The sequence below is a fragment of the Streptococcus cristatus genome, from assembly GCF_008369405.1.
Classification (GTDB): Bacteria; Bacillota; Bacilli; order Lactobacillales; family Streptococcaceae; genus Streptococcus; species Streptococcus cristatus_G.
The window spans coordinates 41,095-57,872 of sequence record NZ_VSJJ01000002.1 but is presented as its reverse complement, the minus strand read 5'-3'; the positions used below and the strand labels follow the sequence as shown (position 1 = coordinate 57,872).

Genomic DNA, 16,778 nt, shown 5'->3' with positions numbered 1-16,778 from the left:
TCTCCCCTTGTCTTTCTTGTAACTAGAGCCATTTTACGGATGAAAACTTAAAGGAAGGCTAAAGAAAACTTAAAGAAAACAAAACATTATTATTTCCATACCGAATAAAATAGACTTGTGGAGAAAATCTATACAATAAAATTCTCTGTTGTTTCACGACTGTTTCACGTGAAACAAAAAAACTTGGTTCTGTTCACAAAACCAAGTTGTTCCTTTCGTAGAGAAATAGTCTGCGCTCTTCTCTATCTTAAATGATTTCTTTCTTATCAGGACGATAAGCTATTGTTCCTAAGGCCATGAAAAGCAGTAAAGCCGCGGTCAAGAAGGCTAGCTGGCCACCGATCTGACCATTCATCGAGATCGTTTCCCGAAGTCCTGACACCGCATAGCTCATCGGCAAGATTGGATTGAGCATTTGGAAGATTTCCGCCGTCAGGGGTAGCGGATAAGTACCAGCGCTGGAAGCAAGTTGCAGGAGCAAGAGGATTAAGGAGATAAAGGCCCCGACCTTACTATCCCAAGTGACCAGAGTCGTCACAACCGCCATAAAGGCCATGCTGGCTAAAACAGTCAAGGCCAGCGTCATCCATTCGTAGTTGGCCTCAAGGCCAATCAAATGAACCGCTCCATAAACTAAGATACCAGCTAAAACAGAAATCAAGCCATTGACCTCCAGACGAGCCTTGAGCCAAGCTTTGCGAGAAGCTGGAACTTGGCCAGAAGGGAGCGTGCCGAAAATAACATTGGTTGAAATCGCCGCTACAAAAAGAGCAACAGAAATCATGTAGGGAGCCATACCAACACCATTTTTACCAACCTGATCTTTATCTGTCTTTTTCAGCTCGACAGGACCAGCCAAGGCAGCTGCATTGTCCTCTGTCACTGAAAGATCGGACAATTGACCCTTGGCATCCGTCAAGCCTGTATTTAGAGTCTGAGCACCGATTGATAAATCTCCCAGCCCACTGTTCAAGGTAAGACCACCAGCCGCTAACTGCTGAGAACCATCCGCCATTTGAATAGCACCCGTAGATAATGTTTGCATCCCTGTGACCAAAGTTGAGGATTTATCATTTAATTGAGAGAGGCCTGAGCTGATTTGACCGATTCCTGAAGTCACTTGGTCATTATGGCTCGCTAGATTAGCCGCTCCTTGAGAAAGCTGATCAACCCCTGCAGTATAAGCTGCTACTCCCTGAGCTACTTGAGAAAGGCCACCTGTATAAGCCGTAATGCCTTGAGAAAGGGTCGCTGAACCAGTGCTGGCAGAGGACAGAGCTTCATTTACCTGACCTAGACCACCGTAGAGACCATTAATCATAGCTGAAGCACCTGGCAGGACTTGATTGGCTGCTGCCGACAGCTGACTTGCCTGACTGCTAGCTGTTTGCAAACCTTGGAGATTTGTTTGGATAGCTTGGACTTCCTGTACAATGGCTGCCGCCGCACTGCTGCTAGAATCCGTGCCACCTGCTAGAGCTGCTTTTAGTTCTTCTTGCTCACTGGCAGAAAGCTTTTGGTAAGCAGCTGTGCCTTCTAAAGCGGCCACGGCTGCCGCCCGATCACTTTGCGCACTACTTGCCAAAGACTGGGCATTGGTCGCAATCGTCGTGAGAGAAGCCGCAATTGTTTCCGTTGGCAGGCTCGTTCCCGATGTGGCATTCTGAATAGCTGTATTGAGCTGATCTAGACCTGTCGTCAACTGAGCAACCTTTTCTTGATTAGCAGTAACACTGCTATTAACGGATGATTGCAGTTCTGCCAAACCACTATTTAGACGCTCCACACCAGCGACTAATTCCTGTGAATTGCCGGTCAGTTGGTTAGTTCCATTCAGTAAAGTTTGTGACTGAGCGGTTAATTGACTGGCACCAGCTGAAAGCTGCCCAACTCCATTTGTATATTCCGTCATCTTGCTAGTAAAAGTCGGCAAGCCGGCATTGATCTGAGCCACTCCATTTGTATATGCTACCAGACCAGTTGACAGCGCTGTGGCTCCATCTGAGAAAGTGAGGCTGGACTGAGCTAGACTTTCCAAGTTAGTAGACAGTTTTTGGCTGCCGTTTGCCAATTCCTGACTGCCTTCAGCCAATTTAGCTGTCCCATCTGCGGCTGTTCCAAGTCCACCTTTTAGCTTGTCCATACTCGCAAAAAGGCTTGTCACATAGCTGTTCGTGATCTTCTGACTGACCGACTGCTTCATCGAAGTCATGGCAGAATCGCTCATTTTACTAGCGATAAAACTATGGCCACTGGATGTTTGATAGTGAATCGTGACTTGCTTGGGCTGATTGCTCAAGATACTAGCCGCATTGGCTGACAGATCCTTGGGAAGAGTCACAACCATATAATAGTCGCCCTTTTCCAGTCCCTTCTCTGCCTGATCCGCATCCACAAAATGAAAATCCAGCGCTGCATTTTTCTTCATATCTTGGACCATGTCTGACCCAATGGACAGGTCTTGTCCATACAAGCTCGCCTTTTGATCCTGATTGACCACCGCTACTGGCAAATCAGAAAGTTTGCCATACGGATCCCACATGGAACTCAAAAAGATCACATTATACAAGGCTGGAATCAAGGCAACTCCCAGCATGACCACCATAATCTTCGGTTTTTTGAAGATAGCTTTCCATTCTTTAAACATCTTTTCTCCTTTTTTATACACCTTGTCTAAAAATTTGATATAATAGATTATACACAATAAAAAAATTAAGGCAAGCAGAAAAATCAATTTTTGTACACCTTGTCTAATTTTGTGCAATTCAATAATAAAGGAAAGATTGAAATGACAGAAAGTAATAAACGTAAAAAAACCAAGGCCATCATTGAGAAGGCCATGGTTGAATTATTGCAGAAGGAGTCTTTTGACCACATTACAACAGTCGAATTGGCCAGAGCTGCTGGCATCAGTCGCAGTAGCTTTTATACCCACTACAAGGATAAATATGATATGATTGAACGCTATCAGCAAGGGCTCTTTCATCAACTAGAATATATCTTTGAACATCATCAAGAAGATATCGCAGTCGCTATCACAGAGGTCTTTCAATTCCTGACCCAAGAGCCCCTTCTGGCTGCCCTCTTGACGGAAAACGGCACTAGAGAAATCCAAAATTTCCTCCGTCATAAGCTCCAATCCTTGCTTTCCCAAATCCTACAAGAACGGTTTCGAAACAAAGCTTTCAATCAAATCGAAAAGGAATACGGCATCGTCTACCTCGTTAATGCTTTCTTTGGCGTCTACCAAATGTGGATCGCCCGAGGCAGTAAAGAAAGCCCTGAACAAATGGCTGATCTCCTTTTAAAGATGCTATAAAATTTAACAACTAAAGAGAGAGTGAGACAGAAATCGGTAATTCGTTAGAATTCGATTTCGTTGTCCCACCTCCGCACAGTTGAGTAGGGCTGTAAAAGCTGATGAAATCAGCCTAGTAGAGCCCACTCAACCACTGCGTCTTGCTCGACAATCCAAAGACAATCGAGAGGCTGGGACAAGATGTCCCAGCCTCCTTTTTCTTAATCGAATAAAAAAGAAGCCGAAAACGGCTTCTGAATAAATTTCCAATAGAAATTAAAGTTTTTGGTTGTAGAATTCGACGATAAGCGCTTCGTTGATTTCTGGGTTGATTTCGTCGCGTTCTGGCAAGCGAGTCAATGAACCTTCCAATTTTTCAGCATCAAATGATACGAATGCTGGACGTCCAAGAGTTGCTTCAACAGCTTCAAGGATTGCAGGAACTTTCAATGATTTTTCACGGACTGAGATCACTTGACCTGGAGTTACGCGGTATGATGGGATATCAACGCGTTTGCCGTCAACAAGGATGTGACCGTGGTTTACGAATTGACGAGCTTGACGGCGAGTAGTCGCAAGACCAAGACGGTAAACAACGTTGTCCAAACGACGTTCCAAAAGAAGCATGAAGTTGAAACCAAGGATTCCGCCTTTGATTTTTGTAGCTTGTACGAACAAGTTACGGAATTGTTTTTCACCTACACCGTAAGTGAAACGAAGTTTTTGTTTTTCAGCCAATTGCAAACCGTATTCTGACAATTTAGAACGGTTGTTTGGTCCGTGTTGTCCTGGTACGTAGTTACGACGTGCCAATTCTTTACCTGTACCTGTAAGTGAAAGGCCAAGGCGACGAGCTTGTTTCCAAGATGGTCCTGTATAACGTGACATATGTATGTCCTCCTGATATAAATAATATTTCGGTGGAAATAGTCACTTAGAGAGCCCTGATTCGTGCAGATGCCCTTCGCCTAAACAGCCAAGGTTACTTGTCATAAGACACCTGTTGACGAGCTTCATGCTTTCCTGCTGCTATTTCACACAAAGGCTATTGTACCATGAACAAAAGAAAAAGTAAAGGGGAATAAACAAAAAAAGGGCTGGGACAAAAGTCCTAGCCCCTCAATTGTTTTTGGATTGTCGAGCAAGACGCAGTGGTTGAGTGGGCTCTATTACGCTGATTTCATCAGCTTTTACAGCCCTACTCAACTGTGCGGAGGTGGAACGACGAAATCGAATTCTAACGAATTACCGATTTCTTTCCCACTCTCTAAAATCATTTTTAGAAAACAAGGAAACTCACAAACCTAAAAGTTTCAAAATCTCCTGCTTGTATCGCAGCTTCTGCAGTTCTTTATCCTCGCTGTCTGACCAAGTCAATTGGAGATCTGCAACAATTTGCCCAGGGCGATTTTTCAGAATGTAGATACGGTCACTGAGAGCGAGAGCTTCCTCAATGCTATGCGTGATGAGAAGAGTCGTCAGACCCAGCCTACGATGAATATCCAGATACCAAGCGTGCAGCTCCATCTTGGTCAGCTCATCCAGAGCACTAAAGGCCTCGTCCAGAAGAAATAACTTATGGCCGAACATATAAGTCCGTAGCAGAGCCACGCGCTGCCGCATCCCCCCGCTCAGTTCATGTGGATACTTGTCTGCCACATCAAAGAGCCCAAACTCCTTCAAAATCCGACTTGCCTGCTCCGTCGCTTCCTTTTTGGATACTTTTCGGATGAGGAGGGGCAAGATGACATTGCCCAGCACCGTCTTATGCTCCAGCAGCAAGTCCTTCTGCAGCATATAACTTACCCGACCCTTGGGATTTTCCTGCCCGTCTAGGACAATCCTACCCGACTGGACCTCCAAAATCCCAGCAATGAGGTTAAAAAGAGTCGTTTTCCCAACGCCACTAGGCCCCAAGATTGCCACTACTTGTCCAGCTTCTACCTCTAGGCTAATACCTTTCAAAATCTGCTGCTCATCATAAGCATAGCTTACATTTTCAAGTTTAATTTCTGTCATTATTTTATATAATCGTTGCTAAATCCCTTGTCACTCAAGTCATTGTTCACGATGCCATTGTCCTTGGTCCATTTGTAAAAGGCATTCCAGCGGCTAGCCTCAAACTGACCCCACTTATCCTTATCCGATGCATATTGCTCAGACAGATATTTTTGCGAAGCCAAGACAAAGTCGCGCTTGTTTTTCAATTCTGGCGCATGCTTGATTAAAATATCCGCCGCTTCTTCAGGGTGCTCCATAGCATATTGATAGCCTTTTTTGATAGCTTGCAGGACCTTTTTCGCCTCGTCCGGATTCTTCTTGAGATAGTCATTATTGGCAATGATGACTGGAGAATAATAGTCAAACTCCTTGACATAGTCCTTCATATAAAAGAAATTGGTATCCATGCCCTGAGTCTGAGCCATGATGCCGTCCCAGCCATGGTAAATCCATGCTGCATCAAACAAGCCATTTTCAATCGGCGTAATTGAGTTGGAATCGTTGTTGGGAACCTTTTCCACCTCATCAAACTGACCGCCTTGGCTTTCGACCAAGGTTTTGAGCATGCCTAGCTCCACAGGGTCATTCCAAGTACCGTATTTCTTGCCAGCCAGATCCTTAGGACCTGTAATCCCTGCAGACTTCTTAGAAATAATGCCCGAAGTATTATGCTCTACAATAGCTGCGACAGCTGTGATTTCTGCGCCCTTATCCAGTTTTTTGGCCATAGAGTCCTGGAAATAGATACCAAAAGGTGCCTTGCCGTTGATAATCAAATCCGAACTGCTATCTTCAGGCGGTAATTTGATATCCACATCCACACCTGCTTCCTTGAAGTAGCCCTTTTCCTGAGCCACATAAAGACCGGTATGGTTGGTGTTAGGTGACCAGTCTAGGATAAAATCAATCTTTTTATCCTTACTAGCAGACTCTGAGCCTGACTTACCACAAGCCGCTAGGCCAAAGATAGACACGGCAGCCAAACCTGCCAGCAACATTTTATAAGTTTTTTTCATTATAATCCTCTTTTCTTTTTTGGAAATAGCAGAGCTGAGCTCCTATTTCCACTTGATAACATATTTTTCACTGACAGCCACCAACTTCATCCCTAGGAGGCTGATGACCGAAACCAATATGATGATAGCAAACATGGTGTCGTACTGGAAAAGTTTCTTGGACTGAATCATGTAAACACCCAAACCTTCGAAACCGCCCAGCCATTCGGAAACCACGGTCGTGATAAAGGCATAGGATACACTGACGCGCAAGCCCGCATAAAAATAGGGCAAACTAGCTGGAATCTTAAAATGCCAGAGAATCTGCCAGCGATTGGCCTGCATAAGCTCAAAGAGCGTCAGAGTATCCCGGTCACAATGCCGAAAACCATCCAGAATACTGACGATAATCGGAAAAGTCGTCGTCAGAATAATGAGCACAATCTTGGGCAAAATACCATAACCCATCCAGAGAACCAGAATTGGCGCCAAAGCAATGGTCGGAATCGTCTGCACCACGACCATCATGGGATAAATCAGATCATTGAGCCAGCTCATGCTGTCCATGAGTATAGCTAGTATACAAGCCAAGATGACGCCCAAGACTAACCCCAGCAAGGCTACTTTTAAGGTGGCCCAGCTATGACTTGCTAGAAAGCCAGCATCTCTGATAAAGGCCTGACCGATCTCCAGAGGTGTCGGCAGGATAAACTTGGGCAAGAGCTTGAGCCAGCCCATAACCTGCCAGATGACAAGGATTCCCAGCATACCCAAAAGGCTAATCTGCTGCCGCAGGATATTTTTCAAGTTTTTCATCAATACTTAAAATCTTTCCATAGTTTATTTTCACATTCGCAAAAACATTGTCTGCCTGAGTGCCTGCAAGCTCAATCGCCTGCTGCAGAATAGGAAATAAGGTCTCCCATTCCCCTTCTAGAACGGTCTCAAAAGGCGTCACGACCATCTTCACTGGCTGTTTTTGCAAAAACTCAATCACTTCCTCTATGACTGCCAAACGATTCACATCATGTGACAAAGGAAGAATTTGTAAAGCGATACTGGCTTTCATCTCTTCACCTCCTTACTTTCATGCTTCATCTGAGAATAATGTATGCAGATCGGATTAAAAGTCACAAGAAAATAACTTGGCATTTAAACAAAAAGACAGCAAGCTCCCTTTATAAACACTTTGCTTTCCATACAAAAACACCTTCTCCAATATGGAAAAGGTGTTGCATGCATCAGTAAACTAACTTGGCGAATGACTCTCCATTTTAGCAAAACCACAAGGTCTTTACAAATACAATTCCCTACGCTGGCATTACCCAGATCAGGTGCGGTCGAAGCTTACACTTCCTCTCAGACTGTACACAGACTCCCATATATGTTTTTATGATAGCCTAACCCTCTAAAAAAGTCAAGATTTTGGTCTGTATAGCTCCAAGCTTGCCAGACATTTTAGCAGTTAATCAGCTATCTATATGCGCCTTTTTCTTGTAGCAAGTTCTGCATAGCTAGGACGTTGTCGCCCTCTCTTTTAGCTAAGATGGTTTCAAATCCCAATTCAGCTGCCATATCCAAGTTAGCCTGAATGTCGTCAATGAAAACGGACTCTGTCGGCTCAATCCCGTATTTTTTCAGCAGTTTTTGATAAATCTCTAGCTCTGGCTTGACAACCCCGACTTCTGAGGAGAGAATATAGCCTGACAGCAGTGGATAGATGGGTAGCAAACCAGCTTTTTCAATACGGTAAAAAATCTCGCAAGTAGTTGACAGGATGTAAATGCGATAGCCTTGCTCAGCCCACAGCCGAATCTGCTCCTGTAAACCACTGTAAACCTCCACAACCTCATACCAATTGTAGAAGATATTCTGAACGGCAGAATGATACGAATCATCCAGCTGAGCTAGCCCTTCGTCACAGGCTTCTTTCAAACTCAGCTCTCCCTTGTCTGTTTGATGCCAGACACCCGACTCAAAAATGACCTGTCTAAGAAGCTGTCGCCGCTCTTTCTCAGGTTCAAAAGAGGTCAATATTTTCTCAGAATTCCATTCAATCAAGACATTTCCTAAGTCAAAAACCAAGTTTTTTATCATTTCTTTCACCAGCACTTTTCCTTTTATAGAAGCTTTCGTAAGTTCTAGCTCATGCCACTGCAAATCTGCCATTCCAACCTACCTTGACTATCTCTAGTATAGCATGTTTAGGCTAAGAAAAAATCCCAGAAATGAACTGTTCCTTAAAGTTGGGACTTTTTACCCAACTCTAGAAAGCAATACAAAGTTCTGGAATTACATGTTATTCTTGGTCAAAATAACGAATTAAATTTTTCTCTGTCAAAATATCTGAATAAGTGTAAGATTCCACATAGGTGTTCGTAATTTCACCTGGTTGTCCCCCTTCATTTGCATATTCAACAATAAATAAAGAAGGGTAAACTTCAATCAAGCGGCCCTGTTTACTTTTTTGGCGCTTGCGACCATTTTCCAGAGTCATTTCTACTATCTGCCCCTCATGTGCCTTGATGTCCTCCTTGATTTTCTTCATTTTTGCTACATCCTTAAATGCATCACTCATACTATACATCCTCTCTTTTAGAAATACTTGAAAACTTATTATATTCTTTTTGGAAAATCAGCTCAACCGTACCACGCGCTCCGCTCCGGTTTTTCTCAATAATGACTTCGACCTTATTATTCGGAATGCCTTCCTCTTCCTCACCGGCCCGCTCATAATAGTCATCCCGATAAAGAAAGGCTACGATATCCGCATCCTGCTCAATAGATCCAGACTCCCGAATATCAGACAGCACTGGTCGCTTATCCTGCCGCTGCTCCACGCCACGCGAGAGCTGACTCAGCGCAATAACCGGCACTTTGAGCTCCTTCGCCAAAATCTTAAGCTGGCGGGAAATTTCCGAAACTTCCTGCTGGCGGTTTTCACGACCCGTTCCTGTAATCAATTGCAGGTAGTCAATCAAAATCAGGCCAAGATTGCCTGTCTCCTGAGACAACTTACGAGCTCGCGAACGAATCTCTGTAATCCGAATCCCTGGCGTATCATCAATATAAATACTAGCATTGGCCAGATTAGCTGTCGCAATGGTATATTTCTGCCACTCTTCATCTGTCAGTTGCCCCGTACGAATAGAGTGAGAATTAATCACCCCTTCTGAAGCCAGCATCCGGTCCACCAGACTCTCTGCCCCCATTTCTAGGGAGAAGATAGCCACCGTCTTATCCAGCTTGGTCCCGATATTCTGAGCGATATTGAGGGCAAAGGCCGTCTTTCCGACCGCAGGACGAGCAGCTAGGATGATTAACTCTTCTTCGTGCAAGCCAGTCGTCATCTTATCCAGCTCACGGTAACCCGTCGCAATCCCTGTAATATCAGTAGTTTGCTGAGAACGAGCTTCCAGACTAGCGAAGTTAAGATTTAGAATATCCTGGATTGTTTTAAAACCGCTACGGCTGGCCGTTTCGCTGACATCAATCAAGGCCTTTTCCGCACCCGCAATGATTTCCTCGGATGGTCTCTCACCATCATAAGCTTGGTTGATGGATTCCGTCAAACGCGAAATCAGCCGACGCAAGATTGCTTTTTCAGAAACGATCTTGGCATAGTACTCTGCATTGGCAGAAGTCGGTACAGAGTTAACGACCTCCACCAGATAGCTCAAACCGCCAATATTCTGCAAGTCTCCTTGGCTATCCAAAATATTGCGGACAGTGGTCGCATCGATAGCATCCCCACGATCCGCCAAGTCAATCATGGCCTTAAAAATCAGCCGATGGGCATATTTAAAGAAATCCCCAGGCTCAATATATTCACGGACAAAGACCAGTTTGCTCTCATCGATGAAAATGGCCCCTAGTACAGACTGTTCTGCTAAAATATCTTGAGGCTGAGCTCGCAACTCATCAATCTCTGCCATAGGTGAATCCTTCCTTTATTCCCTTTCTACCCTTCAGTAACCCGCAGGCGAATCACACCTGTCACATCTTGGTAAATCTTTACAGGAACATCAATCAGACCAATCGAACGAATGGGAGAATCAACCTTGATATTCCGTTTGTCAATTTTTAGGCCAAATTGCTTTTGTAGTTCATCAGCAATTTTCTTGTTGGTAATCGAACCGAAAGTCCGTCCGTCTGGTCCAACTTTCTCTGTAAAAGCAACAACCGTTGCTTCTTCTTCCAACTTAGCTTTAATGGCTTGTGCTTCTGCCACCATCTCTGCATGAGCCTTTTCCTGAGATTTTTGCTTTCCTCTCAGCTCACCGATAGCTTGTGCATTGGCTTCCTTAGCCAGATTTTTCTTAATCAGGAAATTTTGAGCGTAGCCAGTAGGCACTTCCTTGATTTCCCCTTTTTTCCCTTTTCCTTTTACATCTGCTAAAAAAATAACTTTCATTTTATTTCTCCTTTTCTAGTGATTCTTCATTATCCATCACTTGATCCATAATCTCTTGATTTAGACGCTGGGTGACTTCAGAAACCGTTTGATCGCTGACTTGCGCTGCTGCTAGATTAAAGTGGCCGCCACCGCCCATTTTCTCCATAATCCGCTGGACATTGATCTTGCTGCGACTACGAGCTGAAATGGATACGTAACCCTCAGTATTTCTGCTGACTACAAATGTTGCTTCAATGCCCGACATGGCAAGCATGGTGTCAGCTGCCTTACTAATGACGACTGTATCATAGCTGGCATTTTCAGGACCCGCTGCTACAATCACATTTGGCAAAAGCTTCTTACCAGTCAAAATCAGCTCATTGACTGCTCGATACTCTTCAAAATTCGTCGAAGAAATATCCTGAATGACTACACTGTCACTGCCTCTAGCTCTCAAATAACTGGCTACATCAAAGGTTCGGCTCGTCACTCTGGAAGTGAACTTCTTGGTATCCAGCATAATCCCGGCCATGAGCAGGCTGGCTTGAATTTTATTCAGGCGATTCTTCTTGGAATTTTGAAACTGAATGAGCTCCGTTACCAATTCACTGGCACTGCTTGCGCCACTTTCGATATAGGCGATAACTGCATTTTCAGGGAAATCCTCATCGCGGCGGTGATGATCCACCACAATCGTCTGGCTAAATCGGTCAAATAATTCCCTTGAAAGTGTTAAAGCTAGCTTCGAGTGGTCCACCATTATCAAGAGCGAACGACTGGTCACTCGGTTCATAGCTTCCGAAATCGACAAAAGATAATCAGCGCCTTCCGACGTCAATTTTTGAATGGAGCGATAGATGTCTGAGCCCATCTGTTGGTCATCATACACAACATAAGCTTTTTCAATGATATTGCTGGCAAAAAGCTGCATACCAACAGCAGAGCCTAAAGCATCCATGTCAAGATTGCGGTGGCCAACCACAAACACCTGATCCACGCTCTTGATTTTATCCGAAATAGCTGTCATCATGGCTCTAGTACGCGTACGCGTACGCTTGACAGATGCAGCCGTTCCACCACCGAAGTAAACTGGATTCTTGGTCTCATCATTCTCTTTGACAACCGCTTGGTCACCACCCCGAACCTCAGCTAGGTTAAGATTGAGGAGCGCGGTCTTACCAATTTCATCATGCTTGCCATCCCCGTAAGAAAAGCCCATACTAAGCGTCAAAGGAAGTTTTCGATTCTTAGCTTCTGTCCGAAATTGGTCAATAATCGAAAATTTACTATCCATCAGTTGTTCCAAAACCGTATAATCCGTAAATAGATAATAGCGATCCATCCCCACCCGACGGTAAAACATGTGAAATTGATCAGAAAACTCTGCAACAAAATTGGCAACAAAACTATTGACATGGCTGATGTCCGAGTCTGAAACGGCATCTTCCAAGTCGTCATAATTGTCAACCGAAACGATACCGATAACTGGCCGCGTTGTCACTAGTCCAACTGTCGCTTCATACTCATTTGATGCATCAAAAAAATACAGGACGCTAGAAGCTGAATCAAAATAAACAGAATATTGATTATCCCCCACTGTTGCATAACTACCCGCTTGTGAAGCAGCAATGTGAATAATTTCCTGCAGGAGATTGCTATTTAGTTCCCCATCATCCGTTGTAAAAATCAATTCAGCATAAGGATTGAACCAGTCCACATCTCCACTATTTTCATTGATTTTAATCACACCAACTGGCATCTTAACCAACAAAGAAGCTAAACTTCCCTCTGCTTGATGATTGACATAGCGAATCTGCTCAAGCTCGTCCAATTCGGTCACTCTTTGCTGCTGTATAAATAGCCAAACCAAGAGCACCAGCACTATGAAAAGAGACACCAGCATAGGCAAACTATCACCAAAAAGGCGTAGACAAATAGCTAATATGATAAAGGAAGTAAACCCCACTATCGCAAAGTAGCTCGGGGAAAAACGAATTCTTTTCATTAAAAAACCTCTTATTGCGCCATTTTACCATATTTTCTTAAAAAAAGCGAGTTTTCACTGTCCTTGGATACTTGTAAAGCAAGAAAGACTCAAATCCCGGATCTATTCTCAAATTAAGCATTCACAATCATTTTACAAGATTTGTAAATCTTGTAAAATTTATCAAACAAAAAGTTGACAGTAGTTGTAAATATTTCTCTACATAGAAAGAGGTTTTTGTAAACATGTGTTTACAGTTCTGTAAATTATACAAAAAAGCACTATCAATAAGATAGTACGTTAATATGGCTATGATTTTGCTTTGTTTTTAGAAATACTTCTAGACTTGCCTTCTAGGTAAACCATTAAAATAGAAATATCTGCTGGATTGACACCCGAAATACGGCTTGCCTGACCAATCGTTTCTGGATTGATTTTCTTAAACTTCTGCCGCGCTTCTGTCGCAATCGAGTCAATATCATCCCAGTCAATATTTGCTGGAATCCGCTTCTCTTCCATGCGCTTCATTTTTTCAACTTGATCAAGTGCTTTAGAAATATAGCCTTCATACTTAATCTCTGTCTCAAGTAGCTCGATAATCTTGTCATCAAGCTCTTCTGCAGCTGGACCAATGAACTGAACCACATCCTGGTAAGATACTTCCGGACGCCGCATAAATTCTTTGGCGGTTACTGCATCTGTCAGAGGCTTAAAGCCTAGCGCTTCTACCTTAGCATTTGTTTCCTTGACAGGTTTTAGCTTGATCGATTCCAAACGCTTCATCTCGTTGTCAAATTGATTCTTTTTAATCTCGAAACGAGCCCAGCGCTCATCATCCACAAGACCAATTTTTCGTCCTATCTCTGTCAAACGCATATCGGCATTGTCATGGCGGAGAATCAAACGGTACTCAGCTCGACTGGTCAAGAGTCGGTAAGGTTCTACAGTCCCTTTAGTCACCAAATCATCAATCATGACTCCAATGTAACCATCACTGCGCTTCAAGATTAACTCTGGCTTCCCTTGGATCTTCAAAGCCGCATTAATCCCAGCGATAATCCCTTGACCCGCTGCTTCTTCATAACCAGACGTTCCATTGGTCTGACCCGCTGTAAAGAGCCCTGAAATTTTCTTGGTTTCCAAGGTTGCCCGCAACTGGTGAGGCATGATCATATCATACTCAATGGCATAGCCTGTCCGCATCATCTCAGCATTTTCTAGACCCTTGATAGAGTGAACCAATTCTTTTTGTACATCTTCTGGCAAACTAGTTGACAACCCCTGCACATAAACTTCTTCTGTATCACGACCCTCAGGCTCTAAGAAAAGCTGGTGGCGTTCCTTATCCGCAAAACGGACGATCTTATCCTCAATAGACGGACAATAACGTGGCCCTACTCCTTTAACGATACCTGAAAACATAGGAGCACGGTGCAGGTTATTTTGGATAATTTCATGACTTTCGGCATTGGTATAAGTCAACCAGCAAGGAACTTGATCTTTCACATAGTCCTCATCACGAGAGGTGTATGAAAAATGATTGGCTTTTTCGTCTCCTGGCTGAATCTCGGTTACATCATAATTGATCGACGATGCCTTAACACGTGGAGGCGTTCCGGTTTTAAAACGGCCAATTTCAAAACCTAGATCGCGCAGATTATCTGCTAAAGGAATGGCTGCCAAGCTATGGTTTGGACCAGATGAATACTTGAGATCACCAATGATGATTTCTCCCCGCAAGGCTGTTCCAGTGGTAACAACGACAGCTTTAGCTGCATATTCCTGTTGCGTCGCTGTTTTAACACCAATTACTTTACCATCTTCAACCAAGATTTCATTAATCATGGTTTGTCGCAGGGTCAGATTTTCTTGATTTTCAACAGTCTTGCGCATTTCTTTAGAATAGAGCTCTTTATCCGCTTGCGCTCTAAGAGCACGAACTGCAGGTCCTTTGCCAGTATTGAGCATTTTCATCTGGATATAGCTCTTGTCAATATTCTTAGCCATCTCCCCGCCCAAAGCATCTACTTCACGAACGACAATGCCTTTTGCAGACCCTCCAATAGAGGGATTGCAGGGCATAAAAGCCAGCATCTCAATATTTATAGTTGCTAGCAAAACTTTACATCCCATACGACTGGCAGCCAGAGACGCCTCAACTCCAGCGTGCCCTGCTCCAATCACGACAATATCATAACTTTCAGTAAAATTGTGTGTCATTTCTTTTTCCTTCATTTTTTCACCAAAAAAGGCCAAGTCTCTAGAAGTGCAGGACAAAAAAGCCTGCAACATCCATGAGCTTTGACCATCATAGGTATTGCTTATCTTATTGTAGCAAATTGAGCGAAATTGTCAATCTAAAGCAACTAAGATTGGCGAATCGCTTCAAAAGCTTCTTTATCAATCTCGACAGATTCAGAGAATGCATCCAGGACAATCCCTCTTAATGAAAATCTCCCTCTGCCTTCTGCTGCAAACAAACAATCTGTGACAGGCAGTTGCAACCAAGAAAAGCGATCATAGTATTCTTTTGGAATCTCTTGCTCGTTTGAGAAACAGGGATAAAAATAATCATCTCCCTTTTGCAGAATATCGGGTTTTAGGCGAACACCTTCTTGACCTTCGCTCTCATCCATTAGATAAGCATTGAAGGGAACCCAAACCTTAGATTGCTTTAATACCTTAAATAGTGCCTCTATAGATTCTGTCGTTTTCTCAGCCAAATACTGCTTCTTATAGTCAGAAAGAGTTTCAAGTCCGTCCTTCTTACCAGTCTTTTTCTTAAAAAAATGAAACATCCTCGCTCCTCTCGTAGTTACTTAAATGTACTGCAAGACTTGACCATTTTTATAAGCTCTGTCAATCAATCCTCCACCTAGGCACTCATCTCCATTATAGAAAACGACTGCTTGACCTGGAGTAACTGCCCTTTGTGGTTGATCGAAGTTGACAACTGCCTTGTCACCCTTTACAGTAACTGTCACTTTGGAATCTGGCTGACGATAACGGAACTTAGCTGTACACTCCATAATAAATTCTTCTGGCATTTCTTTGGTGAAATGAACCTGACTAGCGTCAAGGCTAGTTGACATTAAGTTGTCATGATAAAATCCTTGACCGACATAAAGAATATTTTGGCTGAGGTCTTTTCCGACTACAAACCAAGGCTCGTTGTCACCGCCCTGCTGACCACCAATTCCAAGACCCCCCCGCTGGCCAATGGTATAATACATCAACCCAGCATGCTGGCCCATATCTCGGCCTTCCAAGGTCATCATGCGACCAGGCTGGGCTGGTAAATATTGACTCAGAAATTCTTTAAAATTCTTCTCACCAATGAAGCAAATGCCGGTCGAATCTTTTTTCTTAGCAGTAGCTAAGCCGGCTCTTTCAGCAATCGCTCGAACTTCTGACTTTTCTAAATGACCCAGAGGAAACATAGTCTTTTGCAGTTGTTCTTGCGAAAGTTGGCTGAGGAAATAGGTCTGGTCTTTGCCATTGTCCACACCACGAAGCATATGAACAATGCCATCCTCATCACGCGCCACACGGGCATAGTGCCCAGTCGCCACATAGTCTGCCCCCAAGGTCATGGCATAGTCCAAAAAGGCCTTGAACTTGATTTCCTTGTTACACATGACATCTGGATTTGGAGTCCTACCAGCTCTGTATTCTGCCAAGAAGTATTCAAAAACGCGATCCCAATACTCTTTTTCAAAGTTGACAGAGTAGTAAGGAATGCCAATCTGATCTGCAACAGCAGCTACATCCTTGTAGTCTTCCGTAGCTGTGCAGACACCAAATTCATCTGTATCGTCCCAGTTTTTCATGAAGATGCCAATTACATCATAACCTTGCTCTTTCAAGAGTAAAGCAGTTACTGATGAATCGACCCCTCCGCTCATACCAACGACGACACGAGTCTTAGAGTTATCACTCATTGTGTTCTCCCATCTTTTCGTTATTTCACGATTGAAGGTCGTGCTGTGCTTTCAACGATTGAAGGTCGCTTGAGCAAGGTCTATTATAGCATGATTTAGCAAGGAGAACAACGAATAACCTTTGGCCAATCTGATGAGTATTTCAAGTTATCAAGTAAGTTTA

Annotated in this window: 15 protein-coding genes; 1 reads left to right on the top strand and 14 read right to left on the bottom strand. The window is 43.6% G+C overall.

Going from position 1 to position 16,778, the window contains the following annotated elements:
• Positions 1 to 247: 247 nt before the first annotated feature.
• Positions 248 to 2,647: a YhgE/Pip domain-containing protein gene (locus tag FXF62_RS03200; protein ID WP_149517608.1), complete on the bottom strand. Its 2,400-nt coding sequence runs from the start codon at positions 2,645 to 2,647 to the stop codon at positions 248 to 250.
• A gap of 141 nt (positions 2,648 to 2,788) precedes the next feature.
• Between FXF62_RS03200 and FXF62_RS03195 the strand changes: the two genes are divergently transcribed.
• Entirely contained in the window at positions 2,789 to 3,319 is a 531-nt protein-coding gene (locus tag FXF62_RS03195; RefSeq protein WP_149517607.1) for a TetR/AcrR family transcriptional regulator, read from the top strand.
• 255 nt (positions 3,320 to 3,574) lie between these two features.
• On the opposite strand, the gene rpsD is transcribed toward FXF62_RS03195, so the two are convergent.
• The 13 genes from rpsD to mnmA form a co-directional block, all read right to left on the bottom strand.
• A complete protein-coding gene (rpsD, locus tag FXF62_RS03185; protein ID WP_037614998.1) occupies positions 3,575 to 4,186 on the bottom strand; it encodes a 30S ribosomal protein S4 in 612 nt (203 codons plus the stop codon).
• A gap of 408 nt (positions 4,187 to 4,594) precedes the next feature.
• On the bottom strand, positions 4,595 to 5,317 hold the full coding sequence (locus FXF62_RS03175; RefSeq protein WP_149517606.1) for an ABC transporter ATP-binding protein: 723 nt from the start codon (positions 5,315 to 5,317) through the stop codon (positions 4,595 to 4,597).
• A complete protein-coding gene (locus FXF62_RS03170; protein ID WP_187984219.1) occupies positions 5,317 to 6,315 on the bottom strand; it encodes an ABC transporter substrate-binding protein in 999 nt (332 codons plus the stop codon). The genes FXF62_RS03175 and FXF62_RS03170 overlap by 1 nt, the downstream gene beginning before the upstream one ends.
• 42 nt (positions 6,316 to 6,357) lie before the next feature.
• A complete protein-coding gene (locus tag FXF62_RS03165) occupies positions 6,358 to 7,110 on the bottom strand; it encodes an ABC transporter permease (protein WP_149517604.1) in 753 nt (250 codons plus the stop codon).
• On the bottom strand, positions 7,073 to 7,363 hold the full coding sequence (locus tag FXF62_RS03160; RefSeq protein ID WP_045499954.1) for a thiamine-binding protein: 291 nt from the start codon (positions 7,361 to 7,363) through the stop codon (positions 7,073 to 7,075). Before FXF62_RS03160 ends, FXF62_RS03165 begins: the two co-directional genes overlap by 38 nt.
• Positions 7,364 to 7,767: 404 nt before the next feature.
• The gene (locus tag FXF62_RS03155; protein ID WP_187984225.1) at positions 7,768 to 8,391 is read right to left on the bottom strand and encodes an HAD family hydrolase; all 624 of its coding nucleotides are present in this window, start codon (positions 8,389 to 8,391) and stop codon (positions 7,768 to 7,770) included.
• A gap of 202 nt (positions 8,392 to 8,593) precedes the next feature.
• On the bottom strand, positions 8,594 to 8,872 hold the full coding sequence (locus tag FXF62_RS03150) for a Veg family protein (protein WP_149517603.1): 279 nt from the start codon (positions 8,870 to 8,872) through the stop codon (positions 8,594 to 8,596).
• 1 nt (position 8,873) lies between these two features.
• Complete coding sequence (dnaB, locus tag FXF62_RS03145) at positions 8,874 to 10,229, bottom strand: replicative DNA helicase (protein ID WP_015606064.1); 1,356 nt, start codon at positions 10,227 to 10,229, stop codon at positions 8,874 to 8,876.
• Positions 10,230 to 10,255: 26 nt separating this feature from the next.
• Positions 10,256 to 10,708 (bottom strand): 50S ribosomal protein L9, encoded by a 453-nt coding sequence (gene rplI, locus FXF62_RS03140; RefSeq protein WP_125373170.1) that lies wholly within the window; start codon positions 10,706 to 10,708, stop codon positions 10,256 to 10,258.
• A gap of 1 nt (position 10,709) precedes the next feature.
• Entirely contained in the window at positions 10,710 to 12,695 is a 1,986-nt protein-coding gene (locus FXF62_RS03135) for a DHH family phosphoesterase (RefSeq protein ID WP_187984218.1), read from the bottom strand.
• A gap of 288 nt (positions 12,696 to 12,983) precedes the next feature.
• Complete coding sequence (mnmG, locus tag FXF62_RS03130; RefSeq protein WP_149517602.1) at positions 12,984 to 14,894, bottom strand: tRNA uridine-5-carboxymethylaminomethyl(34) synthesis enzyme MnmG; 1,911 nt, start codon at positions 14,892 to 14,894, stop codon at positions 12,984 to 12,986.
• A 146-nt stretch (positions 14,895 to 15,040) separates the two neighbouring features.
• Entirely contained in the window at positions 15,041 to 15,472 is a 432-nt protein-coding gene (locus FXF62_RS03125; RefSeq protein ID WP_149517601.1) for an SseB family protein, read from the bottom strand.
• Positions 15,473 to 15,493: 21 nt separating this feature from the next.
• Complete coding sequence (mnmA, locus tag FXF62_RS03120; RefSeq protein WP_262881580.1) at positions 15,494 to 16,639, bottom strand: tRNA 2-thiouridine(34) synthase MnmA; 1,146 nt, start codon at positions 16,637 to 16,639, stop codon at positions 15,494 to 15,496.
• Between the last annotated feature and the right edge of the window lie 139 nt (positions 16,640 to 16,778).